Raw genomic sequence first — 25,041 nt, 5'->3', positions numbered from 1 at the left:
GGGCGCGGGGATCGGCGCCGTGTGTCGCCCCGGCGCGGTTTCAGGGACTCCCCTGCCCTCGTATCTACGGACCCTAACGCGCAGGTCGGACAACGCCATCCCGCATCGATAACTGTTCGCTGTGAGCGCAGGCTCACCGGTCCGGTACGAGTACGGGCCCGAACACGCGGACGTGCGTGTTCGGGCCCGTAATCAGCGGTCTTCGTGACGCCGCGAGGCGACCGGGGCTCAGGCCTCGGGCTTCTCGTCGGCGGCCTCGGCGTCGGTGCCCTCGGCCTCGGCCTCGACCGTCTCGGCGGTCTCGTCCTCGTCGTCGAGGTCGATGACCTCGCCGTTGCTGTCCTTGACCGTGGCGGCCTCGACGACGACCGCGAGGGCCTTGCCGCGGGCGACCTCACCGACGAGCATCGGCACCTGGCCGCCCTCGACGACGGCCTGGGCGAACTGGTCGGGGGACATACCGGAGGACTGCGCGCGGCGCATGAGGTGCTCGGTGAGCTCCTCCTGGCTGACGTTCAGCTTCTCCTTGTTGACCAGCTCGTCCAGGATGAACTGGGTCTTGATGCCCTTCTCGGCCTGCTCCTTGGTCTCGGCGTCGAACTCTTCCTCGGTCTTGCCCTGGATCTCCAGGTACTTCGCGAGGTCGAGGCCCATCTGGCCGAGCTGGTGGTTGACCAGGTTGTGCTTGCGGGTCTCGATCTCGTCCGCGAGCAGCTTCTCGGGGATCGGCACCTCGACGAGCTTCAGCAGCTCGTCCAGGACCTTCTCCTGCGCCTGGGTGGCCTGGTCGTACTTCTTCATCTGCTCAAGGCGCTTGCGGCTGTCCGCGCGCAGCTCCTCGAAGGTGTCGAACTCGCTCGCCAGCTGCGCGAAGTCGTCGTCCAGCTCGGGAAGTTCGCGGGACTTGACCTCGGTGACCTCGACCTTGACCTCGGCCTCCTTGCCCTCGGCGGAACCGCCCTTGAGCTCGGAGGTGAAGGTGGCGGAGTTGCCGGCCTCGACGCCCTTGACGGCCTCGTCGATGCCGTCGAGGAGCTCACCGGAGCCGACGGTGTAGGTGACGCCCTCGGCGACACCGTCCTCCAGGACCTCGCCGTCGACCTTGGCCTCGAGGTTCAGCGTCAGGACGTCGCCGTCCTGGGCGGCCCGCTCGACCGGGGCGGTCGTGGCGAAACGCTCACGCAGCTGCTCGACGGACTTGTCGATGTCCTCGTCCGACACCTCGACGGCGTCGACCTCGACCTCGATGCCGGAGTAGTCCGGGATCTCGAGGGCGGGACGGATGTCGACCTCGGCGGTGAAGGCCAGCAGCTCGCCGTCCTTCAGCTCGGTGATGTCGACCTCGGGCTGGCCGAGGACGTTGAGCTCACCCTCGTTGACCGCCTCGGTGTAGAACTTCGGGAGCGCGTCGTTGACGGCCTCCTCCAGCACGGCACCGCGGCCGAACCGCTGGTCGATGACGCGCGCCGGGATCTTGCCCTGGCGGAAGCCCTTCACCGTGACCTGCTGGTTGATCTTCTTGTACGCCGCGTCGAGGCTGGGCTTGAGCTCCTCGAAGGGCACCTCGACAGTGAGCCGAACCCGAGTCGGGTTCAGGGTCTCCACGGCGCTCTTCACGGTTCGGTCTCCTTGGGGCTGACTTCTGGGGTTCTGCTTGAGATCTTCCCGTATCCGGCTGTTCCGGTACCGGCCGATCACGCCCGGTACACAGACACACGGGCACGCAGCTTGCATAGTAACCGCAAGGAGGATGACGCCCACAACGCGATCTTGAACAGCGGCCGGTCATACGGTGCCGCCACGGTGGGCTGAGGTTGTGCCCGACTGGTGTCGTCGGGCTGACCTGCTACTGGTCGGGGTGGCCGGATTCGAACCGACGACCTTCCGCTCCCAAAGCGGACGCGCTACCAAGCTGCGCCACACCCCGTCGGTGCGACACGTAGGGTACATGGCTGTCGACGCTACGGCTGCCAGTTATCGGGGCGCCCGGTGGCGGGAGATGGGGGCGTACGCGGCGACGCGCACCGTCCTCGGGAAGGGATGTGCGGTGCACCGCCGCGACCCGCTAGGATGCACTGCGTGCCGAGGTCCGTGCGACCTGTGGCGCTCGCGGGCGTAGCTCAATGGTAGAGCCCCAGTCTTCCAAACTGGCTACGCGGGTTCGATTCCCGTCGCCCGCTCGCAGGAGGAAGCCCCAGGCCGGTCGGCCTGGGGTTTTCCGCTGTACGGACCGGGTAGCCGGGTTCCTGCACCCCTCTTCGCTCCGCGGTCGCGGATCAATAAGGTGGCCTGCATGGAGATCTGGCTCAATCCCGCGTGTTCCAAGTGCCGTTCCGCCGTGGAGATCCTCGACGAGGAAGGCGCCCGGTACACCGTGCGCAAGTACCTCGAGGACCCGCCGAGCGCCGATGACCTGCGGGGCGTGCTGACGCGACTGGGTCTGGAGCCCTGGGACATCACCCGGACCCAGGAGGCCGAGGCCAAGGAGCTGGGGCTCGGGAGCTGGGAGCGCACCGACGCCGCGCGCGAGCGGTGGATCGCGGCGCTGGCGGCGCACCCCCGGCTGATCCAGCGGCCGATCATCACCGCCGACGACGGCTCGGCGCTGGTGGGACGCAGCGAGGAAGCCGTACGCGAGGCAGTGGCGCGGACCGGGGGCGAGACCTCGTAGGGCGGGACCTTGTGCGGCGCCTGGCGGAGGGCCGGCGGACCACCTAGAAGGTGATGTGGTTGATGGTGTCCGCCAGGGAGTTGAGGAATTTGTTGATGGACGGCGCCACGCCCGTGGAGGCGAGGAAGAAGCCGAACAGTATGGCGACGAGCGCCGGTCCCCCCTTGAGCGACTTCCCTCTGATCAGCACGATCATGATGATCCCCAACAGCAGCACAACTGACAGCGAAAGAGCCACAACTGATCACACCCTCGGTCGGAACGCCTCACCGGCCCGGGGGCATGCCGCGCACACCCCCCTGCACCCATCGTGCCACCAACTCCATGCCCACTGCAGGCCGGTGACGAATCATCGGCCAACGCTTTGCCCGATTCCGGCCGCCCGCGGCCGAGGGGCCATGGCGGGGTGGCGTACGGACGGCGAACGGACGGCGAACGGGCCACGACACGGGGGGCCGCGCGGGGCCGGGACGAGGCGGGCTCAGGGCGGGGAAAATTCCCCGCCTGACGCCGCGTCGGCAATTCGCGGCGATCATTTTCCCGCCGCATTCTGATCATTAACCGGCCACGGGGAATTTCAAATTCGTGGCATCCGTCACTGCCTTACAGGGCGCTTGAAGGGCTTATTAGCATTCGGACATAAGACTAAGGAATGGGACATTCCCCCAGAGTCGTTTGCGGGGGATACGGTCCGATTTGGGGGGATAATAGGGGGTGAATCGGGCAGCCTTGAAGGGCCCGACCCCCGGCGATTGCGGATTTTATCCGGGCACTCTCCCGAGCGGCACCCAAAGAAATAACGAAGGGCCCGCAGACGGTTTTACGCGCCTGCCGACCGCCGCTATCGTGCCTCAAATGTTTCCCGCTGCCTCGACACCCCGACGCGCGATGCCCCCTGCCCGGAAGGCGGCGGGTACGGACCGGACCGGGCCCACGGCTCAGCCGTCCGGCGCTGCGGAGGGCGCGGCGGCGCCCGCGCCGAAGACCGGTGGCCGTAACCCGTTCTTCGACAATGCGAAGTACCTGGCCATCGTGCTGGTGGCGATGGGGCACGCATGGGAGCCGCTGACCGACGGCAGCCGGGCGGCCGAGGCGTTCTACATGACCGTCTACACCTTCCACATGCCGGCCTTCATCATCATTTCCGGTTACTTCTCGCGCAGCTTCGACATGCGCAAGGACCGGCTGCAGCGGCTGGTCACCGGGGTCGCGGTCCCCTACGTCCTCTTCGAGACCGCCTATGCGTTCTTCAAGCGCTGGGCGGACGACGATCCCGGGCACCCCATCAGCCTGCTCGACCCGTGGTTCCTGACGTGGTTCCTGGTGGCCCTGTTCATCTGGCGGCTGACCACCCCGCTGTGGCAGGTCGTGCGCTGGCCGATTCCGCTCGCGGTGGCCATCGCCGTACTCGCCTCCGTCTCACCGGACATCGGGGACGATCTGGACCTCCAGCGGGTGCTGCAGTTCCTGCCGTTCTTCGTCCTGGGGCTGATGCTGCGGCCGGAGCACTTCAAGCTGGTGCAGCGGCGGGCGGTGCGGATCGCATCGCTGCCGATCTTCGCCGCGGCGCTGGTGATGGCCTACTGGGCGGCGCCCCGGATGTCCTCGGCGTGGTTCTACCACCGGGACAGCGCCCAGGAACTGGGCACCACCTGGTGGGTCGGCGCGGTGATGACCCCGGCGCTCTTCGGCTGCTCGATCGTGCTGGTGGCCTGCTTCTTCGCCTGGGTGCCGACGCGGCAGACATGGTTCACGGTGCTCGGCGCGGGAACTCTCTACGGCTATCTGCTGCACGGCTTCCTGGCCAAGGGCTCGCGGTTCTGGGGCTGGTTCGACGACTACGCCTGGCTGCACACCCCGCTCGGTGAGATCGCGGTCACGCTGCTCGCCGGCGGCATCGTGACGGCGCTGTGCACACCTCCGGTCCGCAGGGTGTTCCGCTTCGCCATGGAGCCGACCATGGCCTGGGCGTTCCGCAAGGACCCGGCCGATACGGCGCGGGCGCGCGTCAGCGCCTGAGGGGCCGTGCGCCCGGCCGGACGGATGGTGTGGTCGGTTCACGCCATGTCGTGGCCGGTGTCCCGGGCCCGCTTCGCCCCTGGGAACGGCCGCGGAAAAGGCCGAAGAACGTCCCCCTCGCGTCCCTCTGGTGAGGGCATCCGGCGGGACGCGTCCGACCCCGGCGTTGCCGTCCGGCCCCGTTACGCGTCCCGGCAGATCAGCAGCAGCGCCCGGTCGTCGTTGACGTCCTTGGCGACGGCCTCGATCAGATGCCAGGCGGCACCGGCGAAGCCGCCGGCGACATAGCGGTCGGCCTCACCGGTCAGCCGGTCGATGCCCTCGGCGATATCGCGGTCGGCGGCCTCGACCAGGCCGTCGGTGAACAGCATCAGCACGTCGCCCGTCCGCAGCGTGCCCTTGACCGGGTCGAACTGGGCGCCGTCATAGACGCCGAGCAGCGGCCCGTCCCCCGACTTCTCCTCCCAGCGGCCGGTGCCGGCGCTGAGCTGCAGCGCCGGCAGATGGCCCGCGGAGAAGAGTTCGTAGTCGCCGGATTCCAGGTCGAGGACGAGGTGGATGGAGGTCGCGAACCCCTCGTCCCAGTCCTGGCGCAGCAGATAGCCGTTGGCGGCGGGCAGGAAGGCGTGCGGCGGCAGCGAGCCGAGCAGCCCGCCGAAGGCGCCGGAGAGCAGCAGTGCGCGGGAGGCCGCGTCCATGCCCTTGCCGGAGACATCGGTCAGCACCACTTCGAGGATGGTGCCGCCGTGGGTGCGGGAGGCCACCACGAAGTCGCCGGAGAAGGACTGTCCGCCGGCCGGGCGAAGCGCCATCTCGTGGTGCCAGGCCTGGGGCAGCTTGGGGAGCGTGCTCTGGACGCGGATACGTTCGCGCAGGTCGAAGAGCATGGTGCCGCCGCGCCGCCAGGGCACCCCGACCCGGCTGCGGAACTGGGCGATCAGCAGCCCGAAGAGCCCGACCGCTGCGACGACCAGGACCGTGCCCGGAGTGATCCGTTCCGGTCCTTCGTCGTACGGGCCGAACAGTGCGGACTCGACGACCAGCGCGGTCGCGGAAGCGCCGTACAGGACGAGGAGGTTGGCGGGCCGCAACAGCAGTCCGCCGGCGATGACCGGGAGGACCAGCGCCGTCGGGGCGATCCATTCCGGCCACCAGAGTGTGCCCGCGGCGATGGCGGGTATGGCGATGAGCAGGGCGGCCAGCGCGAACCGGTCGGAGCCCTCGCCGCGGAAGTAGTCGACACCGGCCTTGCGCACGCCGATGCGGGCCCGGTGCAGACCTTTGTGCATCCGGGCCGTCAGGGTTTCCGTTCCCTGGCCGCTTGTCATTGCTCTGGGACCTTATCCACCCGTTCGGCGGTGCGTCGATTCGCCGCACGTCAGGCCGGAAAATTCCCGGGAAACCCCGTTCGAAATGCGGTCGCGCCGCCGTGGAGCGTGCTGCTAGGGATGAGGCATGGCGACGGAATTACGGATGCTGCGGGACGTCGAATGGGACTCCTGGTCGGACACGCTGAACCGGGCGTTCGGCGAGCCGCCCCCGGGCCCCGAGCAGCGGGCCGTCCGGCGTGAGGTCACCGAGACCGGCCGCTCGTTCGGCGTCTGGGACGGCGCGGACTGTGTCGCCACGGCGGGGGCGTTCTCCTTCGGGCTCACCGTGCCGGGCGGCGCCGAGGTGCCGGCGGCCGGGGTCACGCTGGTCAGCGTGCAGCCGACGCACCGCCGCCGCGGGCTGCTGCGGGCGATGATGCGGCACCAGTTGACGGACGTCCGGGAGCGCGGGGAGCCGCTGGCGGTGCTGACCGCTTCGGAGCCGGCGATCTACGGCCGGTTCGGCTACGGCGCGGCGGCCCAGGATCTGCAGCTGACCGTGGACACCGTGCGGCTGGCCGCCCCCGAGCTGCCCGGTGTGGACGAGGTACGGCTGCGGCTGGTGGAACCGGCGGCCGCGCTGGACGACTGCGAGCGGGTCTACGCCCAACTGGTGCCCGCCCGGCCCGGGATGCTGGCGCGGCGGCCCGGCTGGGCGCGGATGGCGGTGCTGGACCCTCCGGGCGAGCGGGAGGGGGCCGGGGAACTGCGGTGCGTGGTGGCCGAGGTGGACGGCGAGGTCCGGGGCTATGTGCGCTATGCGGTCAAACCGGTCTGGAACGACGCCGGGCCGGCGGGGGTGGTGCGGGTGCGGAACATCGAGGCACTGGACCCGGTGGTGTACGCGGCGCTGTGGCGCTTCCTGTTCGGGATCGATCTGACGTCGTCGGTGTCGGTGCGCAGCCGGCCGGTGGACGATCCGCTGCCGCATCTCGTCGGGGACATGCGGCGCTGCGGACCCGTGCTGCGGGAGTCGCTGTTCGTACGGCCGGTGGAGGTGGGCGCGGCGCTGGCGGCGCGGACGTACCGGACACCGGTGGATGTGGTGCTGGAAGTCACCGACCCGTTCTGCCCGTGGAACGAGGGGCGCTGGTGGCTGACCGGTGACGGGACGGGTGCGTCCTGTGCGCGGACCACGGACCCGGCCGGGCTGGCGCTGTCCGTGCGGGAACTGGGGGCGGCGTATCTGGGCGGGTTCTCCCTGACGGCGCTGGCGGCGGCGGGACGGGTGCGGGAGCTGCGGCCCGGTGCGCTGGCCGCGGCTTCGGTGGCGTTCGGGTCGGATGTGGCGCCCTGGCTGCCGCACGGGTTCTGAGGGCCTCCCCCACTCCCGGGTCCGCGGAACGGCGTGGCGGTCCCGGGCAGAATCCCGCCCGTCAGCCGCCGCCCGTGACCGGCTGGCAGCCCGGGCACCAGAAGAGGTTGCGGGCGGCGAGACCGGCGGTGCGGATCTTGCTGCCGCAGATGTGGCAGCCCATGTGAGCGCGGCGGTAGACGTAGACCTCGCCGCCGTGGTCGTCGACCCGGGGCGGGCGGCCCATGGCCTCCGGCAGATGCTCCGGGCGGACGGTGTCGATCCGGTTGTGCCGGACGCCCTCGGCCATCAGGAAGACCAGATCGGCCCAGAGGGCGTCCCATTCGGCGCGGGTGAGGTCGCGGCCCGCGCGGTAGGGGTCGATGTGGTGGCGGAAGAGGACCTCGGCGCGGTAGACGTTGCCGACGCCGGCGATGACCTTCTGGTCGAGCAGCAGCGCCGCGATGGTCGTACGGCTGCGGGAGATCCGCTGCCAGGCGCGAGTGCCGTCGTCCCCCGGGCGCAGCGGATCGGGGCCGAGCCGGTCGTGTATCGCGCCCTTCTCGGCGTCGGTGATCAGTGCGCAGGTGGTGGGGCCGCGGAGATCGGCGTACGCGGAGGGGTTCGCGAGACGGAGGCGCACCGTGTCGGTGGGCGGCGGGGCGGGGGCCGCGCCGAAGCCGAGCTTGCCGAACAGGCCGAGGTGCACATGGACCCAGCGGTCCCGGCCGAAGCCCAGGAAGAGGTGTTTGCCGTGCGCCTCGGCGCCGGTCATCACCTGACCGTCGATGAGCGCCGCACCGCCGGTGAACTTGCCCTGCGGACTGCTCACCCGGACCCGTTCGCCCTCGAAGCGGGAGCGGTGGTCCAGGGCGAGGCGGTGGATCGTATGCCCCTCGGGCACGGAGGTCCTCCAGTGGGCGCGCCCGCCCGCCCCGGAGGCCGGGGCGGGCGGGCGACGGGATGAACGGTGGTCAGCCCTGCGGGTGGTGCGCGGGGATGGCGGGCAGCTCGCCAGTGGTCTCGTAGGCCGAGAGCATCTCGATGCGTCGGGTGTGACGCTCCTCACCCGAGTAGGGGGTGCTGAGGAAGACCTCGATGAACTTGGTCGCCTCTTCCTCGGTGTGCATCCGGCCGCCGACGGAGATGACGTTGGCGTTGTTGTGCTCGCGGCCGAGCTTGGCGGTCTCCTCGCTCCAGGCCAGCGCGGCCCGTACGCCCTTGACCTTGTTGGCGGCGATCTGCTCGCCGTTGCCGGAGCCGCCGATCACGATGCCGAGGCTGTCCGGGTCGGCGGCGGTCTTCTCCGCGGCGCGCAGGCAGAACGGCGGGTAGTCGTCCTGGGCGTCGTAGATGTGGGGTCCGCAGTCGACGGGCTCGTGGCCATGGGCCTTGAGCCACTCGACGAGGTGGTTCTTGAGGTCAAAACCGGCATGGTCGGAACCGAGGTACACGCGCATGCGATGAGTGTGACACGGGCGCCGCCGGGTAGGCGCGGCTGGGTCTGCCCAGGGGCCGTGTACGGAACGCCACCTCCCGCCTTCCGTCCGCAAGCGCATCGCGTAACCATCCAGGGTTTCGCACAACAATCCGGCTGCAGACCTTCCAATCCACGGTTAACGAAGATCTAATGCGAGAGATCCCATCCGCGAACCACGAAGGACGGTGCTCATGGGCGCGCACCCGCCTACTACCACCAAAACGGTCCCTATCACCGGCGAACCCGGCAGCGGATCCACCGGGGGACCGTCGCAGGACGGGCTGCAAGCAGGACTCAAGAACCGCCACCTGTCGATGATCGCCATCGGCGGGGTGATCGGCGCCGGCCTGTTCGTTGGTTCAGGCGCCGGGATCGCGGCCGCCGGACCGGGCATCCTGCTCTCGTACGCGCTGACCGGCCTGCTGGTCGTGCTCGTGATGCGGATGCTGGGCGAGATGGCCGCGGCCTCTCCCACCTCGGGGTCGTTCTCCGCCTACGCGGACCGGGCGCTGGGCCGCTGGGCCGGTTTCACGATCGGCTGGCTGTACTGGTTCTTCTGGTCGGTCGTACTGGCCGTCGAGGCGACCGCGGCCGCCGCGATCCTCACCGGGTGGGTCCCGGCCGTCCCGCAGTGGGCCTGGGCGCTGCTGGTGATGATCGTGCTGACCGGTACGAACCTGGTCTCGGTCGGGTCGTTCGGCGAGTTCGAGTTCTGGTTCGCCGGGATCAAGGTCGTCGCGATCGTCATCTTCATCGTGGTCGGCGCGCTGGCGATATTCGGGCTGCCGCCGGGCGGTGACCCGGTCGGGGTGTCGCATCTGACCGGGGACGGCGGGTTCCTGCCGAACGGTCCCGGCGCGATCCTCTCCGGCATGCTGCTGGTGGTCTTCTCCTTCATGGGCAGCGAGATCGTCACGCTGGCGGCGAGCGAGTCGCCCAACCCGGTGCAGGCCGTCCGCAAGGCCGTCAACAGCGTCATCTGGCGGATCGCGCTCTTCTACATCGGCTCGATCACGGTGATCGTGACGCTGCTGCCGTGGGACGACCCGGAGGTGGCGAAGAGCCCGTACGTGGCCGTGCTGAAGTCGCTGGAGATCCCGTACGCGGGCACCGTGATGGACGTCGTGGTGCTGACCGCGGTGCTGTCCTGTCTGAACTCCGGGCTCTACACCGCCTCCCGGATGGCGTTCTCGCTCGGTCAGCGCGGCGATGCGCCGAAGTCGTTCGCCACCGTCAACAAGGGCGGCGTCCCGGCGGTCGCGATTTACGCTTCGGTCGCCTTCGGCTTCATCGCGACGATCTTCAGCTACACCTCGAAGGACACCATCTTCCAGTTCCTGCTGAACTCGTCGGGCGCGGTGGCGCTGTTCGTCTGGCTGGTCATCTGTGTCTCGCAGCTGCGGATGCGCCGGATCATCGAGCGGGAGACTCCGGAGCGGCTGACGGTGCGGATGTGGCTGTACCCGTGGCTGACGTACGCGACGATCGGGCTGATCGTCTTCGTCATCGGCTACATGTTCTACGACCCGGACGGGCGCGAGCAGATGGTGCTGTCGGTGGTCGCCGCCGTGGTGGTGCTGGCGGTCGGGCTGATCCTGGACCGGCGCCGGCCGCGGGAGCGGGACGCGGCCCCGGCCGAGCGCGCGTAGCGCCGTACGGCGGCAAGGAAGAGGGCGGGGCCCGCACCGGATCGGTGCGGGCCCCGCCCTCTTCGGGTCGGGCGGCTTCAGCGGCGCCCCGCCAGCTTCCAGGCCGTGGGCAGCGCGCCCATCGCGAGCGCGGCCTTGAGGGCGTCGCCGATGAGGAACGGGACCATGCCGACGGCGACCGCCTCGCCGAGGGACATCCCGGTGCTCAGCGCCAGGTAGGGGACGCCGACGGCGTAGATCAGGGCCATGCCGGCGGCCATGGTGGCGGCGGTGCGCAGCACTCCGCGGTCGCCGCCGCGGCGGGCCAGCGCGCCCACGGCGGTGGCGGCCAGCAGCATGCCCACGATGTAGCCGAAGGTGGCCCCGCCGGCGCCCGAGGCACCGCCGGCGAACCACGGCATGCCCGCGAGCCCCGCCAGGGCGTACAGCGCCAGCGACAGCAGACCGCGGCCCGCCCCGAGCGAGGCGCCGACCAGCAGGGCGGCGAAGGTCTGGCCGGTGACCGGGACCGGGGAGCCCGGGACCGGGACGGCGATCTGGGCCGCGATACCGGTGAGCGCGGCCCCGCCGAGCACCAGCGCGGCGTCACGGACGCGGGCGCGGGAGGCGGTGGCGGCCGGCAGCAGATCGGCGAGGACCGTGCCGGGACGGACGAGAGCGGCAGTACTCATCGGGACTCCGCGAGGTGTGAGGACGGATATGGGACGGGACGCGACGACGTTAGTCCAGTGGGCCGCCGGCGATCATCGTGTGGCGGTGACAAAGCCGTACCGGCCCGCTTGGAGAGTTCATAACAACTGCCACCCTGCCCGGCCCTGAGGGGGCACGTGGCGTCTTTGCAGGTCACGTGATGCTCATCACGGCCGGGGCCGCCTTCCGGCGCCGGTTTTGTGGTAGCGCACGAGGTGCGGCGACACTGGGTCCGCCCCGCGGTGACCTGTGGAGTTCCCCCAAACCCGCCGGCGGCCCCCGCCGCCTCGGCCCTTGCGAGAGTACGAGTCCATGCACGACGCAACGACCCAAGCCGGTGAGCCCGCCCTCGGCGCGGGGACCGGTGAGAAAGAGCCGCTGTCCGCGGGGCTCAAGCAGCGCCATCTGACGATGCTGGGCCTGGGCGGGGTGATCGGCGCGGGTCTGTTCGTGGGCTCCGGCGCGGGGATCGCGGTGGCCGGCCCGGGGATCGTGCTGTCGTATCTGATCGCGGGCGCGCTGGCGATGCTGGTCATGCGGATGCTCGGCGAGATGTCGGCGGCGATGCCGGCGTCCGGTGCGTTCTCGGTGCACGCCGAGCGGGCGCTGGGCCGCTGGGCCGGGTTCAGCGTGGGCTGGCTGTACTGGTTCCTGCTGGTCGTGGTGCTCGCCGTGGAGGCCACCGGTGCGGCGCAGATCGCCAACGGCTGGGTGCCGGCGGTGCCGCAGTGGGGCTGGGTGCTGATCTTCATGGTCGTCTTCACCGTCGCCAACCTGGCCGCGGTGAAGAACTTCGGCGAGTTCGAGTTCTGGTTCGCGGCGCTGAAGGTCACCGCGATCGTGCTGTTCCTCGCGCTGAGCCTGCTCGCGGTCTTCGGGGTGCTGCCGGACACCGAACCGGTGGGACTGGCGAACCTCACCGGGCACGGCGGCTTCCTTCCCCACGGCTGGGCCGGGGTGATCTCCGGTGTCCTCGCGGTGGTGTTCGCGTTCGGCGGCCTGGAGGTCGTCACCATCGCCGCGGCCGAGTCGGACGATCCGGCGCGTGCGGTGGGCCGGGCGGTGCGCAGCGCGGTGTGGCGGATCCTGTTCTTCTACGTCGGCTCGATGCTGGTGATCGTGACGCTGCTGCCCTGGTCGTCGATGCAGCCGGGCAAGAGTCCGTACGTCGCGGTGCTGGACAGCATCGGGGTGCCGGGCGCCGGCCAGATCATGAACATCGTGGTGTTCGTGGCGCTGCTCTCCGCGCTGAACGCCAACCTCTACGGCTCCTCGCGGATGGTGTTCTCGCTCGCCGAGCGCGGTGAGGCGCCGCGGGCGCTGCTGAAGGTTTCCGGCGGGGTGCCGCGCCGGGCCGTGCTCGCCTCGGTGGCCTTCGGGTTCGTCTCCGTGCTGCTGAATCTGAAATGGCCGGATTCGGTCTTCCTGTACATGCTCAACGCGGTCGGCGCGGTGCTGTTGTTCGTGTGGGGGCTGATCGCCGTCTCCCAACTGCGGCTGCGTCCGCGGATCGAACGCGAGACGCCCGGGAAGCTGACCCTGCGGATGTGGGCGTTCCCGTATCTGACCTGGGCGGCGCTGGTGGCCATGGGCGGCGTGCTGGTGCTGATGCTGACCGATGACACGGCCCGGCCGCAGCTGTTGTGGTCGGCCGGGGCGACCGGCGCTGTGCTGCTCGTCGCGGGCCTCCGCGAACTCCGCGAACTCCGCGGACGGCGCGCCGGGCGCTGACCCACCCTGCGCCGAGGGTCACACCGCGTCGTATTCGACGAGGAATCAGGCACACATAGTGACGATCACGTCTGAATACCGAACATTCGCTGCACAAGTGTTGCCCTGAGCGGACACCGGCACTCAAACTGAGCCCGCTTTGCCGAGGACCCCGGAGTTGTGCCGTCGGCAGGCCCTTCGCGACCTGCTGCCCCGGCGGGGGTCCAGGGGGCCCGGCAGCACCGTCGCACCGGTCGCGGCCCCGGGAGAACGCAGTAACGCCTTGCTCCGCTCTCACCTACTGGGACAGGTACGACATGAATCGGACACCCTCGTCCGCCGCCGCCGCGCGCGAGCAGAGCGACGCGGTTCAGGGCGCGGGCCCCGACAGCGGCTCCACGCTGTCCAACGGCCTCAAGCAGCGCCACCTCTCGATGATCGCCCTGGGCGGGGTGATCGGCGCGGGCCTGTTCGTCGGCTCGCGCGAGGGAATCGCGGCGGCCGGCCCCTCGATCGTGCTGGCCTACGCCGTGTCCGGCGCCCTGGTCATGCTGATCATGCGGATGCTCGGCGAGATGGCCGCGGCCAATCCGGCCTCCGGCTCCTTCTCCGTGCACGCCGAGCGCTCCATAGGCTCCTGGGCCGGATTCACGGTCGGCTGGATGTTCACCGCGCTGCTGTGTGTGGCGGTGGCCGCCGAGGCGATGGGCGCCGCGGACATCATGGTCCAGTGGTTCCCGGGCTCCGAGCCCTGGATGTGGGTCCTGCTGTTCATGGTGATCTTCACCGGCACCAATCTGGCCGCGGTCAGCAACTTCGGTGAGTTCGAGTTCTGGTTCGCCGCCCTGAAGGTCGCGGCGATCGCCATCTTCCTGGTCCTGGGACTGCTGGCCATCTTCGGCCTGCTGCCCGGCACCTCCGCACCGGGCACCACGCACCTCACCGGTGACGGCGGCTTCCTCCCCAAGGGTGTCGACGGCCTGATGGTCGGCCTGCTGGCCTCGGTGTTCGCCTACGGCGGCCTGGAGACGGTGACCATCGCGGCCGCCGAGTCCAAGGACCCGGTCCGCGGCGTCGCCCGCGCGGTGCGTACCGCGATGTGGCGGATCGCCCTCTTCTACGTCGGCTCGATGGCCGTCATCGTCACGATCATCCCCTGGAGCGCCCCCTCCATCGCCAAGAGCGGTCCGTACGTGGCGGTCCTGGACTACCTGGAGATCCCTGCGGCCGGCCAGGTCATGAACGTCGTCATCCTGGTCGCCCTGCTCTCCGCGGTGAACGCCAACCTCTACGGCTCCTCACGGATGGCGTACTCGCTCATCTCCCGCGGCCAGGGACCGGCCTTCCTCGGCAAGGTCAGCGGCGGCGTCCCGCGCCGCGCCGTCCTGCTGTGCGCCGCCTTCGGCTTCTTCGCGGTCGTGCTGAGCTTCCTGTGGCCCGACACGCTCTTCCAGTGGCTGCTGAACATGGTCGGCGCGGCCGTCCTGGTGGTGTGGGGCTTCATCGCCGTCGCCCAGCTGCGGATGCGCCGGATGCTGGAGCGCGAGGCGCCCGAGAAGCTCGTGGTGAAGATGTGGGCCTTCCCGGTGCTGACCTGGGTGGCGCTGGCGGGTATCGCCGCCGTGCTGCTGCTGATGCTGCGCGATGAGAACCAGCGCATCCAGCTGCTGTTCACCGGCGGCTTCGGGGTGGCGCTGACGGTGATCGGACTGCTCCGGCAGCGGGCGCTGGGCCGGGGCGCGGGCCTGTCCAAGCAGTAGCGCTCCCCCACTCCCCATCAGGCGGGGCGGGACCTCATTCCGAGGTCCCGCCCCGCCTCCGTCTTTGGGACCAGGCCGGTCACCGCAACCGGCCGGTGATCACTGCTGCTGATAGCGTGCTCTTGCACATCATTTGCAACTACTGCATGTAAGCAGCTTGGAGGCGGGATCGGCATGGCGACCTACACACTTCCGGAACTCCCCTACGACTACGCGGCGCTGGCACCGGTCATCAGCCCCGAGATCATCGAGCTGCACCACGACAAGCACCACGCGGCGTATGTGAAGGGTGCGAACGACACCCTGGAGCAGCTCGCCGAGGCGCGCGACAAGGACCAGTGGGGCAGCATCAACGGCCTCGAGAAGAACCTCGCGTTCCACCTTTCCGGCCACATCCTGCACAGCATCTACTGGCACAACATGACCGGTGACGGCGGCGGCGAGCCGCTGGAGAAGGACGGTGTGGGCGAGCTGGCCGACGCGATCGCCGAGTCCTTCGGCTCGTTCGCGAAGTTCAAGGCCCAGCTGACCAAGGCCTCCGCCACCACCCAGGGCTCCGGCTGGGGCGTCCTCGCCTACGAGCCGGTCACCGGCCGGCTGATCGTCGAGCAGATCTACGACCACCAGGGCAACGTCGGCCAGGGCTCGGTCCCGATCCTGGTCTTCGACGCCTGGGAGCACGCCTTCTACCTGCAGTACAAGAACCAGAAGGTGGACTTCATCGAGGCCATGTGGCAGGTCGTGAACTGGCAGGACGTCGCCAAGCGGTATCGCTCCGCTCAGGAGCGCGCGAACAACTTGCTGCTGGCGCCGTGACACAGGGTCCGCCGCACAGTCGTCCTGCCTCGTGATCGTCTTCTCACCGCTCACCCGGCAGGCGGAATGAGGAAGGGCCCCCGTGAGGACGTGACTCGCGGGGGCCCTTCTGCGTTGGACAGGGTGCTTTCCCCGCCGCAGCGGGGGTGACCCGATCGGTCCCTGAGTGCGGGTCCGATTGATTTCTTGCTCCCCGCCAACGCGGGGGTTCACTCGAAGCTCGGCCCTGCCGTCCGCGTCCGCTTGATCTCGTAGAAGCCCGGGATGGACGCGACCATCAGCGTGCCGTCCCACAGCTTGGCGGCCTCCTCGCCCTTGGGGGCGGGGGTGACGACCGGGCCGAAGAAGGCGATCTGGTCGCCGTCGTGACCCGGGACGGCGATGACGGGAGTGCCGACCTCCTGGCCGACCAGGTCGATGCCTTCCTTGTGGGAGGCGCGCAGCTCCGCGTCGTAGGCGTCGGAGTCCGCAGCGTCGGCCAGCTCGGCGGGCAGGCCGGCCTCCGCGAGGGCGTCCACGATCGTCTCGCGGGTGCGCTCCAGGCCGCGGTTGTGGAAGCGGGTGCCGAGCGCGGTGTAGAGCGGGCCGAGCACCTCGCTGCCGTGCTGCTGCTCGGCGGCGATGCACACCCGCACCGGGCCCCAGGCGGTCTTGAGCAGTTCGCGGTACTCCTCGGGCAGCTCGTCGAGCCGGTCCTCGTTCAGCACCGCCAGGCTCATCACATGCCAGCGCACCTCGACCGGGCGGACCTTCTCCACCTCCAGCATCCAGCGGGAGGTCATCCAGGCCCAGGGGCACAGCGGGTCGAACCAGAAGTCTGCGGGGGTCTTCGCGGTCTCGGACACAAGGTCTCCTCTTCACGGCTGTGCGCGTCGGTCAACGGTGCAGTTCCTGGAAGGTTCAACCGCCGGCGGGCGTGCCATGATTCCCCGTGTTCGATATTCGAGACGAGGACGAGGGAGTCACGGCGTGCCAGGTGAGAATCTTTCCCGGGACGAAGCACGTGAGCGGGGCCGGCTGCTGCGCGTCGACGCCTACGACGTGGCGCTGGACGTCCGCTCAGCGGTCGCCCGTGACGCGTCGGCCGAGACCTTCCGCTCCCTGACCACCCTCCGCTTCCGCTGCGCCGAGCCCGGCGCCTCGACCTTCGTGGACCTGCTGGCACCGTCGGTCACCTCGGTCACCCTCAACGGCCGGGAGCTGGACCCCGGGACGGTGTTCGACGGCACCCGGATCACGCTGGACGGGCTGGCCGCCGAGAACACCCTCGTCGTCGACGCGCAGTGCGCCTACAGCCGGACCGGTGAGGGCCTGCACCGCTTCGTGGACCCCGAGGACGGCGAGGTCTACCTCTACACGCAGTACGAACCGGCCGACTCCCGCCGGGTCTTCGCGGACTTCGAACAGCCCGATCTGAAGGCGCCGTTCACCTTCGAGGTGACCGCCCCCGAGGGCTGGCTGGTGGTCAGCAACGGTGCGCAGGAGGGCGGGGCCGAGGGCGGCCGGCACCGTTTCGCGACGACGAAGCCGATCTCGACATACATCACGGCCGTGGTCGCCGGCCCGTACCACTTCGTCTCGGACACCTACCGCCGGACCTTCGAGGACGGGACGGAGCTGGAGATCCCGCTGGGCGCGCTGTGCCGCAAGGGCCTGGCGAAGCACTTCGACGCGGACGACGTCTTCACCGTCACCAAGCAGGGTCTGGACTTCTTCCACGACCACTTCGACTTCCCGTACCCGTTCGGGAAGTACGACACCGCCTTCGTCCCGGAGTACAACCTCGGGGCGATGGAGAACCCCGGCTGTGTCACCTTCCGTGAGGAGTTCATCTTCCGCGGGAAGGTGACCGAGGCGTCCTACGAGCGCCGGGCCAACGTCATCCTGCACGAGATGGCGCACATGTGGTTCGGTGATCTGGTCACCATGCAGTGGTGGGACGATCTGTGGCTCAAGGAGTCCTACGCGGACTTCATGGGGGCCTTCGCGCTGGTGGAGGCGACGCGCTTCCGGGACGGCTGGATCACCTTCGCCAACCGCCGCAAGTCCTGGGCCTACCGCGCCGACCAGCTGCCCTCCACCCACCCGGTCACCGCCGACATCCGTGACCTGGAGGACGCCAAGCTCAACTTCGACGGCATCACCTACGCCAAGGGCGCCGCGGTCCTCAAGCAGCTGGTGGCGTATGTGGGGCAGGAGGCGTTCCTGGAGGGCGCCCGGCGCTACTTCAAGCGGCATGCCTACGGCAACACCCGGCTGACGGATCTGCTGACGGTGCTGGAGGAGACGTCCGGCCGGGACCTGGCGAGCTGGTCGCGTGCCTGGCTGGAGACCGCGGGCGTCAACTCCCTGACCCCGCAGGTGACCTATGACGCCAAGGACCGGATCACCGAGCTGAGCATCCTCCAGGAGGCGGCACCCGAGCAGCCGGAGCTGCGGCCGCACCGGGTCGCGGTGGGCCTCTACCGGCGCCAGGGCGCGGACCCGGCGCTGGTGCGCTACGCCCGTGCGGAGGTGGACGTCTCCGGGCCGCGGACGGTCGTGCCGGAGCTGGCCGGTGCCGAGCGGCCCGAGCTGGTGCTGGTCAACGACGACGATCTGACGTACTGCAAGGTCCGTTTCGACGAGGGGTCGCTGGCCACGCTGCGGGCCCGGCTCGGCGATCTGGCCGACCCGATGGCGCGGGCGCTGTGCTGGGCCGCGCTGTGGGGTCTGACCCGGGACGGACTGATGCCGGCCCGCGACTACCTCGACCTGGTGCGGCGGTTCGCGGGCCAGGAGACCGACATCGGTGTGCTGCAGTCGCTGCACGGGCAGGCGCAGACGGCGCTGGAGTACTACTCCGCGCCGGACCGCCGGGAGCCCGCGGCGCGGGAGCTGGCCGAGGGCGCGCTGCACGAGCTGCGGCTGGCCGGGCCCGGCAGCGGCCATCAGCTCACCTGGGCCCGGCACTTCGCCGCGCTCGCCACCACGCCCGCCGATCTCCAGCTGCTCAAGGGCCTGCTGGACGGTACGGCGAAGATCGACGGCCTGGACGTGGACCAGGAGCTGCGCTGGACCCTGCTGGAGCCGCTGGCCGCCCACGGTGTCGCGGACGAGGCCCAGCTCACCGCCGAGCTGGCCCGCGACGACACCGCGTCCGGCAAGCGCCACCAGGTGCGCTGTCTGGCCGCCCGCCCCTCGGCCGGGGTGAAGGCGCAGGCGTGGGCGGACGTCGTGGAGCGTGATGCGCTCTCCAACGCGCTGGTGGAGGCGACGATCGCCGGGTTCGCGCAGCCCGGCCAGCGGGAGCTGCTGGCCCCGTACACCCCGCGCTACTTCGCGGAGATCGAGCGGGTGTGGCGGGAGCGTTCCATCGAGATCGCGATGGACGTGGTGCGCGGGCTGTTCCCGTCCTGGCAGGTGGAGCAGGCCACGCTGGACGCCGCGGACCGCTGGCTGGCCGAGCACGAGCAGGCGGCGCCGGCGCTGCGCCGGATGGTGCTGGAGGAGCGGGACGATCTGGCCCGGGCGCTGCGGGCACAGGCTTGTGACGAGGCGGCCGGGGCGCGGCCGTAACCCCCGTGACGACCAGCCTTTTTCGGCAGTCGAACGCCCGTACTTTAGTACAGGGTTGTCCGGTTTGTGGTACGGGCGTGTAACAGCGGTTAGGGGGCGGAGCGGGGGCGGGAATCGACCCGGCATGAACCACGACACCCCGCTCTCTCCCCTCCCCCTCCAGCACCTGACCACCTCCCGGTGCCGGGTGATGACCACCCGTCAGCTGCGTGAGCACGGCATCGCGGCGGCGGAGACCACCGAACGCTGCCGCCCCGGCGGCAGCTGGCAACAAGTGCTCCCGGGCATCTACCTGCTCCATCCGGGGCCGCCCACCAGCGAGGAGCGGCTGCATGCGGTCCTGCTGTACGCCAGTCACCGGGGGCCGACCGTCCCCCGGCAGGGCAGTCCGTCGGGGGACGCCCCGGAGGCGATGATCACGGGCCTGGCGGCGCTCGCCCTGCACGGCTTCACCGAGGCGCCCCCGCTGCTCGCCCTGGACCGTATCGAGGTGCTGGTCTCCCGCACCCGGCGGCTGCGCTCCACCGGCTTCGCGCGGATCCTGCGGGCGGTCGAGCTGCCCGTCCCGCAGGACGTCACGGGGGTGCCGGCCGCGCCGGTGCCGCGTGCGCTGGCGGACGCGATCGGCACGCTCACCGACGCCTCGGCGGTGCGCCGGCTGCTGACCGAGGCGGTCCGCGGCGGCCACTGCGAGGCGAGTGCGGTGGTACGGGAGCTGAGCCGGGCCCGGCTGCTGACCCGGCCGCACGTGGTGGACGCGGTGGACACCCTGCTGGCCGAGGGTCGGGCACTGGCCGAGCAGCAGCTGTACGCGCTGGTGCGGGAGCACGGACTGCCGGACCCGCTGTGGAACGTCGATCTGCGGCTGCCGGGCGGGCCGCACCTGGGCGGTGTGGACGCCTTCTGGCCGGAGCACTCGGTGGCCCTGGAGATCGACACCCGGGCACCGCGCGCCGAGGAGGACCCGCTGCACTCGCCGTTCTTCCACAAGCGCGAGCATCTGGAGCGGCTGGGCATCACCGTCGTCCGCTGTCTGCCCCGCACCCTGCGCCAGTCCCCGGAGCAGCAGGCCGCGGTGGTCCGTACGGCCCTGATGGCCGCCGGGGACCGGGAGCCGGGTGCGTATGTGGTGGTCCTGCCGCGCTAGCGCGGCGCCGGGCCCGTCAGCGCTTGAGCAGCAGCTCGACGTTGCGGTCCCGGGCCGTGCCCGCGAGGTCCGAGCGGGCCTCGGGGGCGTTGAAGGACAGCTCGCGGTAGAGGGCGGCCAGCCCGGTCTGCGAGAGGTCGGTGAAGTCCGTGCGGTGCGGGGCGGCCGACTCGACCAAGGTGGTGAACAGCGACAGCGTGCCGTCGTGGTTGTCCACCAGCTCGATGACCCGGGCCAGTTGCGGGAAGTCGATGTGCGAGGCGGTGGAGATCTCCCAGAAGCTGCCGTGCGCCATGATCTCGTTCTTGTGGCTGTGGCCGTTGATCCAGCCGACGACCGCGGGGTGCGCGGCCAGCACCTCGACCAGCTCCGGGCCGCCGTGCCGCTTCTCGTGCGGCCGGGCCGGGTCGGGGCGGGTGTTGTTCATCGTCTTGCTGGTGTGGTGGCTGAAGACCAGCACATGGGCCTTCTCGCCCTTCTCGTTCTCCTTCAGGGTCCGCTCCAGCCAGCGCAGTTGGGCGTCGCCGACCGAGCCGGTGTAGTGGCCGCCGGGGTCGGTGGTGTCCAGGCTGATGCCGAGGACGTCGTCGGAGATCCGGAAGCTGTAGTAGAGGCGGGTCCCGTCGAGGTGCGCGGCGGTGTAGCCGTGGCCGTGCGGGCCGGGGCCGGTGTGCGCCGGGTCCAGGTGGGCGCGCAGATACTCGGCCCGGGTGAAGGGAGCGCGCCGCTCGTCCGGGGTGACCCTCCGGGACTGCTTGGCGTGCGACTTCAGCAGCCGCTTGAAGTCCTCCCCCTTGGGGTCGAGGCCGTCCTTGACCGCCTGCCACACCTTCGCGGCCTCGGCGGCGGGCAGCGTCTCCAGCTTGCGCTCGCCGGTGGCGACCTCGGTCCAGAACGGGTCACCGGGCGCATAGCAGCCGCCGGGCAGCGAGTCGTGGTTGCCGACCGTCGAGTACCAGGGCATCCGCAGGCCGGGGCTGTGGACGGTCCGGATCGCCGCGTCCAGGAACCCGTCCAGCCGGGGGAATCCCAGCGCCTTGTCGGCGTCGCGCACCGCGCTGTCCGGCTGCCAGTACAGCTTCAGCCCGCTGTCCTGGACGCCTTCGTAGCGGCGCGGGTCGCCGGAGTTCGGGGTGATCCGGCCGCCGCTCATCGCGGTCAGGTACCACTCCAGCTCCAGCTTGGAGTTGTTGTCGGTGTTGTCGCCGGTGGTCATCACGAAGGACAGCGGGGCGCCGGTGGCGGGCCCGCCGGGCAGCGCGTTGACCCGCTCGATCAGCGAGACGACCCCGGCCACGGACAGCGCCTCCTGCGGCCGCCAGGCGCTGGCGGTCTCGGCGCGCAGGTACTCGTAGCGCAGCGGGCTCTGCACATCGACCAGGTGCAGGTCGGTGAACTGCACGAACGAGGCCAGCGCGGTACGCCGCCGGTCCCGTCCGCCGTGTGCGGTGCCCAGCTCGGTCCGTACCACCCGGTCCCAGGCGGGGCCGTCGCCGAGCCGGCGGAAGCCTCCGCTGCCGCGCGGGGCGGACACACCGCCGAGGGTGGTGCCCCGGGTGTAGGGGACACGGGGGACGGCGGGGGCCTCGACCGGTACGGGCGCGGCCGGGGCCGGGCCGGGGCTCACGGTGGCGGCCTGCGCCGTCCGGTCCTGGCCGAAGGCGAGCCCGAGCCCGGTGGCCGCGCCGACGGCTCCGGTGGCGGCGAGGAACGTACGGCGGTCGAGAGTGGCGGCGGCGGACCGTATACGGGACATACGCGGGCTCCCCGGGTGCGAACGCAAAGGCGGCCGGGCAGCACAACTGCCCTGTCACCTTGGATGGTTGGCACCGGGGGTGACCTGGACGTGAACGCCACCGCAACGCGGAGAACCCATCACCGCACAGGGACCTCCGCGTCATCGGCCGGTCACCGGCCTCTGTTGTCGGCGGCGAACGCCGGTCACCGGCCGTTCACCCTGCGGGGCAGCGGGGGCGGCACGGCCGTCCGGTCAGCCGCACTCCGCCCCCGCCCGGCCCGCTATGCCCCACCGGCCTCCCCGCCGCGCGGCCACACCGCAATGGCGACCAGTACGGCGGCCCAGACGCCCAGCGGCAGCAGCGGCCAGTAGAACTCCAGCTCGCCCTTGTGGAAGCAGTGCACACCCCAGACCGCCGACATGATCACGGCGCCGCCGAGCCAGTAGCGCCACTCCTCGATCCACGCCCGCAGGTCCCTGCGGTCCCGCTCCCGGTCCGAGATCCGCTCGGCAGGATCACGTCGCTCCGCCATCACTGTCCCCCTTCGCGTCAGCCTTCGCGTCAGCACGCCTTCGGGGCCGCACCCCATCTTGAGAATACGACCGTATCTCAAAAAGAATACACCCGTATCCTGACGGCGGACCCGCCGGCGGAAACCGCCCGACGGCGGGAGTGAGGAGGAGCACACCGTGCCCAGAACCGTGGACCGTGCGCAGCAGCGCCGGCAGATCGGTGCCGCCGTGTTGCGCCTCGCCGCAGAGCAGGGCCTGGACGAGGTCAGCGTGCGCACCGTGGCCGCCGCGGCCGGCCGCTCACCGGGTGCCGTACAGAAGTACTTCCGCACCAAGGACGAGCTGCTGGCCTTCGCCGCCGAGCTGGCCGGTGAACGCATCGAGAAGCGGATGGCCGCCGTCGAGCGCGGTCTGCCGCCGCGCGAGGCGCTGCGGGCACTCGTCCTCGCCACCCTCCCCCTGGACTCCGAACGCCGGGCCGAGGCCGCGGCCCAGCTGGCCTTCGCCACCCGTGCGGCCCACCATCCCGGGCTCGGCGCGATCCGCCGGCGGGTCGACCAGGAGGTCCGGGAGGCCCTCGGTGGCTGGCTGGCGTCCGCCGGGCACGGCCGCGGCCCGGATCCGGCCGCCGACTGCCTGGCCCTCGCGGATGCCGTGCTCGCGCTGTCCGACGGGCTGGCGCTGCGGCTGCTGTACGCGCCCGGCGACCGGGACGCGCTGCTGCGCGCCCTCGACCGCGCGCTGGAGGCGCTGCTTCCGCCGCCGGTGCCGCATCCTTGAAACGTGGATTCCGGCGCCGTCCACGCTCCACGGAATGGAACGGATTGGACAACGCGACGGGTATCACACACATGATGGAGGCACTACTGAGCAGGTGTTCCGAGCAGACACCCTTGTCAGGCCAGAAAGAAGGAGTCCCATGAGGATCGGAATCGTCGGAGCCACCGGACAGGTCGGCGGCGTGGTGCGGGGCATCCTCGCCGAGCGGAACTTCCCGGTCGAGCAGCTGCGGCTGTTCGCTTCGGCCCGGTCCGCCGGACGCACCCTTCCGTGGCAGGACACCGAGATCACCGTCGAGGACGCGGCCACCGCCGACTACTCGGCGCTGGACATCGTGATCTTCTCGGCGGGCGGCGCCACGTCCAAGGCGCTGGCCGAGAAGGTCGCCGACGCCGGCCCGGTCGTGATCGACAACTCCTCGGCCTGGCGCCGTGACCCCCAGGTCCCGCTGGTCGTCTCCGAGGTCAACCCGCAGGCCATCACGGACCGGCCCAAGGGCATCATCGCCAACCCGAACTGCACGACCATGGCCGCGATGCCGGTGCTGCGTCCGCTGCACGACGAGGCCGGTCTGGTCTCGCTGGTCGTCGCCACCTACCAGGCGGTCTCCGGCAGCGGTCTGGCCGGTGTGGAGGAGCTGGAGGGCCAGGTCCGCAAGGTCATCGAGCAGGACGCCACCAAGCTGACGCACGACGGTGGCGCGGTGGAGTTCCCGGAGCCGGACAAGTACGTCGCCCCGATCGCCTTCAATGTGCTGCCGATGGCCGGCTCGATCGTCGACGACGGGCTGAACGAGACCGACGAGGAGCAGAAGCTCCGCAACGAGAGCCGCAAGATCCTGGAGATCCCGGACCTGAAGGTGTCCGGCACCTGTGTCCGCGTCCCGGTCTTCACCGGTCACTCGCTGCAGGTCAACGCCCGCTTCGCGCGTCCCCTCAGCCCCGCCCGGGCCCAGGAGCTGCTGGCCGGCGCCCCCGGCGTCACCCTCTCCGACGTGCCCACCCCGCTCCAGGCCGCCGGGCAGGACGCGTCCTTCGTGGGCCGCATCCGTGAGGACGAGACCGCCGAGAACGGCCTGGCGCTGTTCGTCTCCAACGACAACCTCCGCAAGGGCGCGGCGCTGAACGCCGTCCAGATCGCGGAGCTGGTCGCCGCGGAGCTGCGCGGCTGACCGCCCCCGGCGCACGACGGCGGGTGCCCGTACGGAGTCTCCGTACGGGCACCCGCCGTTTTCACGGTCAGGGCCGCCGGACCTCGAAGTGGAAGCAGCCGTACTCCACGGCCCGGACGTGCACCAGCGCCACCTCCGGGTCCGCGAACGCCTCCCCGAGGGCCGCGTCGAACGCCGCCGGGGCGTCCTTTGGGACCTCCAGGAACCGGCCGCCGACGATCTCGCCCCGGGCGTTGTAGCGGCGCAGCACCCGCAGGGCGCCCGCCCGCACGGCCGGATAGCGGCCGGCCGCGGCGTCCGGCCCGCCGCACGGCTCGGCGTGCACGAACACCGGGCCCTGCTCGTCGTAGGCCCCGGGCCGCGCCCCGGTCGCGTCCGCCCAGCGGCGCAGCGGCGCGTACGAGACCAGTGCGACCCGCTCACCGGCGCGCACGTCGCGCAGACAGCAGCGCAGCGGACTGCCGACGGCGTTCAGCGGCACCCCGTCCTCGCGGGCGGTGAACGGTGCGGCGGGCCGCCCCGCGTCATCGGTTGCGCAGAGCTCCTTGTGGGCGGTCGCCGGGAGGGGACGTGCGGTGTAGGTCGTCATGGGCCCAGCCTCGTGCGCGCGGGCCGCGCACGCTGGCGGGAATCGGACGCCGTGATCGGCGCGCGCTCCGGAGCGCCGGAGGCCGG

Annotated in this window: 21 protein-coding genes and 2 tRNA genes; 12 read left to right on the top strand and 11 right to left on the bottom strand. The window is 70.7% G+C overall.

Going from position 1 to position 25,041, the window contains the following annotated elements:
* Positions 1 to 228: 228 nt before the first annotated feature.
* Both tig and SLV14N_RS26605 read right to left on the bottom strand, forming a co-directional pair.
* The gene (gene tig, locus SLV14N_RS26610) at positions 229 to 1,617 is read right to left on the bottom strand and encodes a trigger factor (RefSeq protein ID WP_208684225.1); all 1,389 of its coding nucleotides are present in this window, start codon (positions 1,615 to 1,617) and stop codon (positions 229 to 231) included.
* Positions 1,618 to 1,850: 233 nt separating this feature from the next.
* Positions 1,851 to 1,927: transfer RNA gene (locus tag SLV14N_RS26605), tRNA-Pro, on the bottom strand.
* A 182-nt stretch (positions 1,928 to 2,109) separates the two neighbouring features.
* Here SLV14N_RS26605 and SLV14N_RS26600 point away from each other — a divergent pair.
* Both SLV14N_RS26600 and SLV14N_RS26595 read left to right on the top strand, forming a co-directional pair.
* Positions 2,110 to 2,180: transfer RNA gene (locus SLV14N_RS26600), tRNA-Gly, on the top strand.
* A 113-nt stretch (positions 2,181 to 2,293) separates the two neighbouring features.
* Complete coding sequence (locus tag SLV14N_RS26595) at positions 2,294 to 2,671, top strand: arsenate reductase family protein (RefSeq protein WP_208684224.1); 378 nt, start codon at positions 2,294 to 2,296, stop codon at positions 2,669 to 2,671.
* A 43-nt stretch (positions 2,672 to 2,714) separates the two neighbouring features.
* On the opposite strand, the gene SLV14N_RS26590 is transcribed toward SLV14N_RS26595, so the two are convergent.
* Entirely contained in the window at positions 2,715 to 2,909 is a 195-nt protein-coding gene (locus SLV14N_RS26590) for a hypothetical protein (protein ID WP_026169395.1), read from the bottom strand.
* A 617-nt stretch (positions 2,910 to 3,526) separates the two neighbouring features.
* On the opposite strand from SLV14N_RS26590, the gene SLV14N_RS26585 reads away from it, so the two are divergent.
* Positions 3,527 to 4,690: an acyltransferase family protein gene (locus tag SLV14N_RS26585; RefSeq protein WP_229838194.1), complete on the top strand. Its 1,164-nt coding sequence runs from the start codon at positions 3,527 to 3,529 to the stop codon at positions 4,688 to 4,690.
* A 182-nt stretch (positions 4,691 to 4,872) separates the two neighbouring features.
* On the opposite strand, the gene SLV14N_RS26580 is transcribed toward SLV14N_RS26585, so the two are convergent.
* The gene (locus SLV14N_RS26580; RefSeq protein ID WP_208684222.1) at positions 4,873 to 6,018 is read right to left on the bottom strand and encodes a PP2C family protein-serine/threonine phosphatase; all 1,146 of its coding nucleotides are present in this window, start codon (positions 6,016 to 6,018) and stop codon (positions 4,873 to 4,875) included.
* Between the two features lie 127 nt (positions 6,019 to 6,145).
* On the opposite strand from SLV14N_RS26580, the gene SLV14N_RS26575 reads away from it, so the two are divergent.
* Positions 6,146 to 7,375, top strand: coding sequence for a GNAT family N-acetyltransferase (locus tag SLV14N_RS26575; RefSeq protein WP_263271386.1), 1,230 nt, complete (start codon positions 6,146 to 6,148; stop codon positions 7,373 to 7,375).
* Between the two features lie 61 nt (positions 7,376 to 7,436).
* Here SLV14N_RS26575 and SLV14N_RS26570 read toward each other — a convergent pair whose 3' ends face one another.
* Both SLV14N_RS26570 and SLV14N_RS26565 read right to left on the bottom strand, forming a co-directional pair.
* A complete protein-coding gene (locus tag SLV14N_RS26570) occupies positions 7,437 to 8,258 on the bottom strand; it encodes an Fpg/Nei family DNA glycosylase (RefSeq protein ID WP_263271385.1) in 822 nt (273 codons plus the stop codon).
* A 70-nt stretch (positions 8,259 to 8,328) separates the two neighbouring features.
* Entirely contained in the window at positions 8,329 to 8,814 is a 486-nt protein-coding gene (locus SLV14N_RS26565; protein WP_018088275.1) for a ribose-5-phosphate isomerase, read from the bottom strand.
* 211 nt (positions 8,815 to 9,025) lie between these two features.
* On the opposite strand from SLV14N_RS26565, the gene SLV14N_RS26560 reads away from it, so the two are divergent.
* Positions 9,026 to 10,483 (top strand): amino acid permease, encoded by a 1,458-nt coding sequence (locus SLV14N_RS26560; protein WP_208684216.1) that lies wholly within the window; start codon positions 9,026 to 9,028, stop codon positions 10,481 to 10,483.
* A gap of 77 nt (positions 10,484 to 10,560) precedes the next feature.
* Here SLV14N_RS26560 and SLV14N_RS26555 read toward each other — a convergent pair whose 3' ends face one another.
* Entirely contained in the window at positions 10,561 to 11,154 is a 594-nt protein-coding gene (locus SLV14N_RS26555; protein ID WP_208684214.1) for a biotin transporter BioY, read from the bottom strand.
* Between the two features lie 331 nt (positions 11,155 to 11,485).
* On the opposite strand from SLV14N_RS26555, the gene SLV14N_RS26550 reads away from it, so the two are divergent.
* The 3 genes from SLV14N_RS26550 to SLV14N_RS26540 all read left to right on the top strand — a co-directional run bounded on the left by SLV14N_RS26550 (position 11,486) and on the right by SLV14N_RS26540 (position 15,459).
* Entirely contained in the window at positions 11,486 to 12,904 is a 1,419-nt protein-coding gene (locus SLV14N_RS26550) for an amino acid permease (RefSeq protein WP_263271383.1), read from the top strand.
* Between the two features lie 296 nt (positions 12,905 to 13,200).
* Positions 13,201 to 14,643: an amino acid permease gene (locus SLV14N_RS26545; RefSeq protein WP_208684210.1), complete on the top strand. Its 1,443-nt coding sequence runs from the start codon at positions 13,201 to 13,203 to the stop codon at positions 14,641 to 14,643.
* 174 nt (positions 14,644 to 14,817) lie between these two features.
* Entirely contained in the window at positions 14,818 to 15,459 is a 642-nt protein-coding gene (locus tag SLV14N_RS26540) for a superoxide dismutase (protein WP_208684208.1), read from the top strand.
* Between the two features lie 209 nt (positions 15,460 to 15,668).
* Here the strand turns inward: SLV14N_RS26540 and SLV14N_RS26535 are convergent, their stop codons facing one another.
* On the bottom strand, positions 15,669 to 16,304 hold the full coding sequence (locus SLV14N_RS26535) for a DsbA family protein (protein ID WP_263271380.1): 636 nt from the start codon (positions 16,302 to 16,304) through the stop codon (positions 15,669 to 15,671).
* 124 nt (positions 16,305 to 16,428) lie between these two features.
* Here SLV14N_RS26535 and pepN point away from each other — a divergent pair, with 124 nt between their 5' ends.
* Both pepN and SLV14N_RS26525 read left to right on the top strand, forming a co-directional pair.
* Entirely contained in the window at positions 16,429 to 19,017 is a 2,589-nt protein-coding gene (gene pepN / locus SLV14N_RS26530; RefSeq protein ID WP_263271379.1) for an aminopeptidase N, read from the top strand.
* A 124-nt stretch (positions 19,018 to 19,141) separates the two neighbouring features.
* Entirely contained in the window at positions 19,142 to 20,164 is a 1,023-nt protein-coding gene (locus SLV14N_RS26525; RefSeq protein ID WP_208684202.1) for a hypothetical protein, read from the top strand.
* Positions 20,165 to 20,180: 16 nt separating this feature from the next.
* Here the strand turns inward: SLV14N_RS26525 and SLV14N_RS26520 are convergent, their stop codons facing one another.
* Together SLV14N_RS26520 and SLV14N_RS26515 are read right to left on the bottom strand one after the other, a co-directional pair.
* A complete protein-coding gene (locus SLV14N_RS26520; protein WP_208684201.1) occupies positions 20,181 to 21,920 on the bottom strand; it encodes a TIGR03767 family metallophosphoesterase in 1,740 nt (579 codons plus the stop codon).
* 263 nt (positions 21,921 to 22,183) lie between these two features.
* Positions 22,184 to 22,435 carry a hypothetical protein gene (locus SLV14N_RS26515; protein ID WP_208684200.1) on the bottom strand — a complete coding sequence of 84 codons (252 nt, stop codon included), beginning with the start codon at positions 22,433 to 22,435 and terminating at the stop codon, positions 22,184 to 22,186.
* A 157-nt stretch (positions 22,436 to 22,592) separates the two neighbouring features.
* Between SLV14N_RS26515 and SLV14N_RS26510 the strand changes: the two genes are divergently transcribed.
* Positions 22,593 to 23,195, top strand: coding sequence for a TetR/AcrR family transcriptional regulator (locus SLV14N_RS26510; protein WP_259670526.1), 603 nt, complete (start codon positions 22,593 to 22,595; stop codon positions 23,193 to 23,195).
* A 139-nt stretch (positions 23,196 to 23,334) separates the two neighbouring features.
* The gene (locus SLV14N_RS26505; protein WP_208684199.1) at positions 23,335 to 24,366 is read left to right on the top strand and encodes an aspartate-semialdehyde dehydrogenase; all 1,032 of its coding nucleotides are present in this window, start codon (positions 23,335 to 23,337) and stop codon (positions 24,364 to 24,366) included.
* A gap of 67 nt (positions 24,367 to 24,433) precedes the next feature.
* On the opposite strand, the gene SLV14N_RS26500 is transcribed toward SLV14N_RS26505, so the two are convergent.
* Entirely contained in the window at positions 24,434 to 24,955 is a 522-nt protein-coding gene (locus SLV14N_RS26500; protein ID WP_208684198.1) for a DUF1203 domain-containing protein, read from the bottom strand.
* Between the last annotated feature and the right edge of the window lie 86 nt (positions 24,956 to 25,041).

Origin of the sequence: Streptomyces sp. Je 1-4 4N24, assembly GCF_026239515.1 — a bacterium.
In the GTDB taxonomy this organism is placed as follows: Bacteria; Actinomycetota; Actinomycetes; order Streptomycetales; family Streptomycetaceae; genus Streptomyces; species Streptomyces nigrescens.
Note: the sequence above shows the minus strand (reverse complement) of the source record. Positions and strands in the feature narration are given on the sequence as shown.

Excerpts from the sequence above, each read along its gene's own strand:
- SLV14N_RS26555 (WP_208684214.1), bottom strand. The coding sequence starts at position 11,154 with ATGAGTACTGCCGCTCTCGTCCGTCCCGGCACGGTCCTCGCCGATCTG.
- SLV14N_RS26505 (WP_208684199.1), top strand. The coding sequence starts at position 23,335 with ATGAGGATCGGAATCGTCGGAGCCACCGGACAGGTCGGCGGCGTGGTG.
- SLV14N_RS26500 (WP_208684198.1), bottom strand. The coding sequence starts at position 24,955 with ATGACGACCTACACCGCACGTCCCCTCCCGGCGACCGCCCACAAGGAG.
- SLV14N_RS26565 (WP_018088275.1), bottom strand. The coding sequence starts at position 8,814 with ATGCGCGTGTACCTCGGTTCCGACCATGCCGGTTTTGACCTCAAGAAC.
- SLV14N_RS26550 (WP_263271383.1), top strand. The coding sequence starts at position 11,486 with ATGCACGACGCAACGACCCAAGCCGGTGAGCCCGCCCTCGGCGCGGGG.
- SLV14N_RS26540 (WP_208684208.1), top strand. The coding sequence starts at position 14,818 with ATGGCGACCTACACACTTCCGGAACTCCCCTACGACTACGCGGCGCTG.
- SLV14N_RS26520 (WP_208684201.1), bottom strand. The coding sequence starts at position 21,920 with ATGTCCCGTATACGGTCCGCCGCCGCCACTCTCGACCGCCGTACGTTC.
- SLV14N_RS26525 (WP_208684202.1), top strand. The coding sequence starts at position 19,142 with ATGAACCACGACACCCCGCTCTCTCCCCTCCCCCTCCAGCACCTGACC.
- SLV14N_RS26560 (WP_208684216.1), top strand. The coding sequence starts at position 9,026 with ATGGGCGCGCACCCGCCTACTACCACCAAAACGGTCCCTATCACCGGC.
- SLV14N_RS26545 (WP_208684210.1), top strand. The coding sequence starts at position 13,201 with ATGAATCGGACACCCTCGTCCGCCGCCGCCGCGCGCGAGCAGAGCGAC.
- SLV14N_RS26515 (WP_208684200.1), bottom strand. The coding sequence starts at position 22,435 with ATGGCGGAGCGACGTGATCCTGCCGAGCGGATCTCGGACCGGGAGCGG.
- SLV14N_RS26580 (WP_208684222.1), bottom strand. The coding sequence starts at position 6,018 with ATGACAAGCGGCCAGGGAACGGAAACCCTGACGGCCCGGATGCACAAA.
- SLV14N_RS26585 (WP_229838194.1), top strand. The coding sequence starts at position 3,527 with ATGTTTCCCGCTGCCTCGACACCCCGACGCGCGATGCCCCCTGCCCGG.
- SLV14N_RS26575 (WP_263271386.1), top strand. The coding sequence starts at position 6,146 with ATGGCGACGGAATTACGGATGCTGCGGGACGTCGAATGGGACTCCTGG.
- SLV14N_RS26595 (WP_208684224.1), top strand. The coding sequence starts at position 2,294 with ATGGAGATCTGGCTCAATCCCGCGTGTTCCAAGTGCCGTTCCGCCGTG.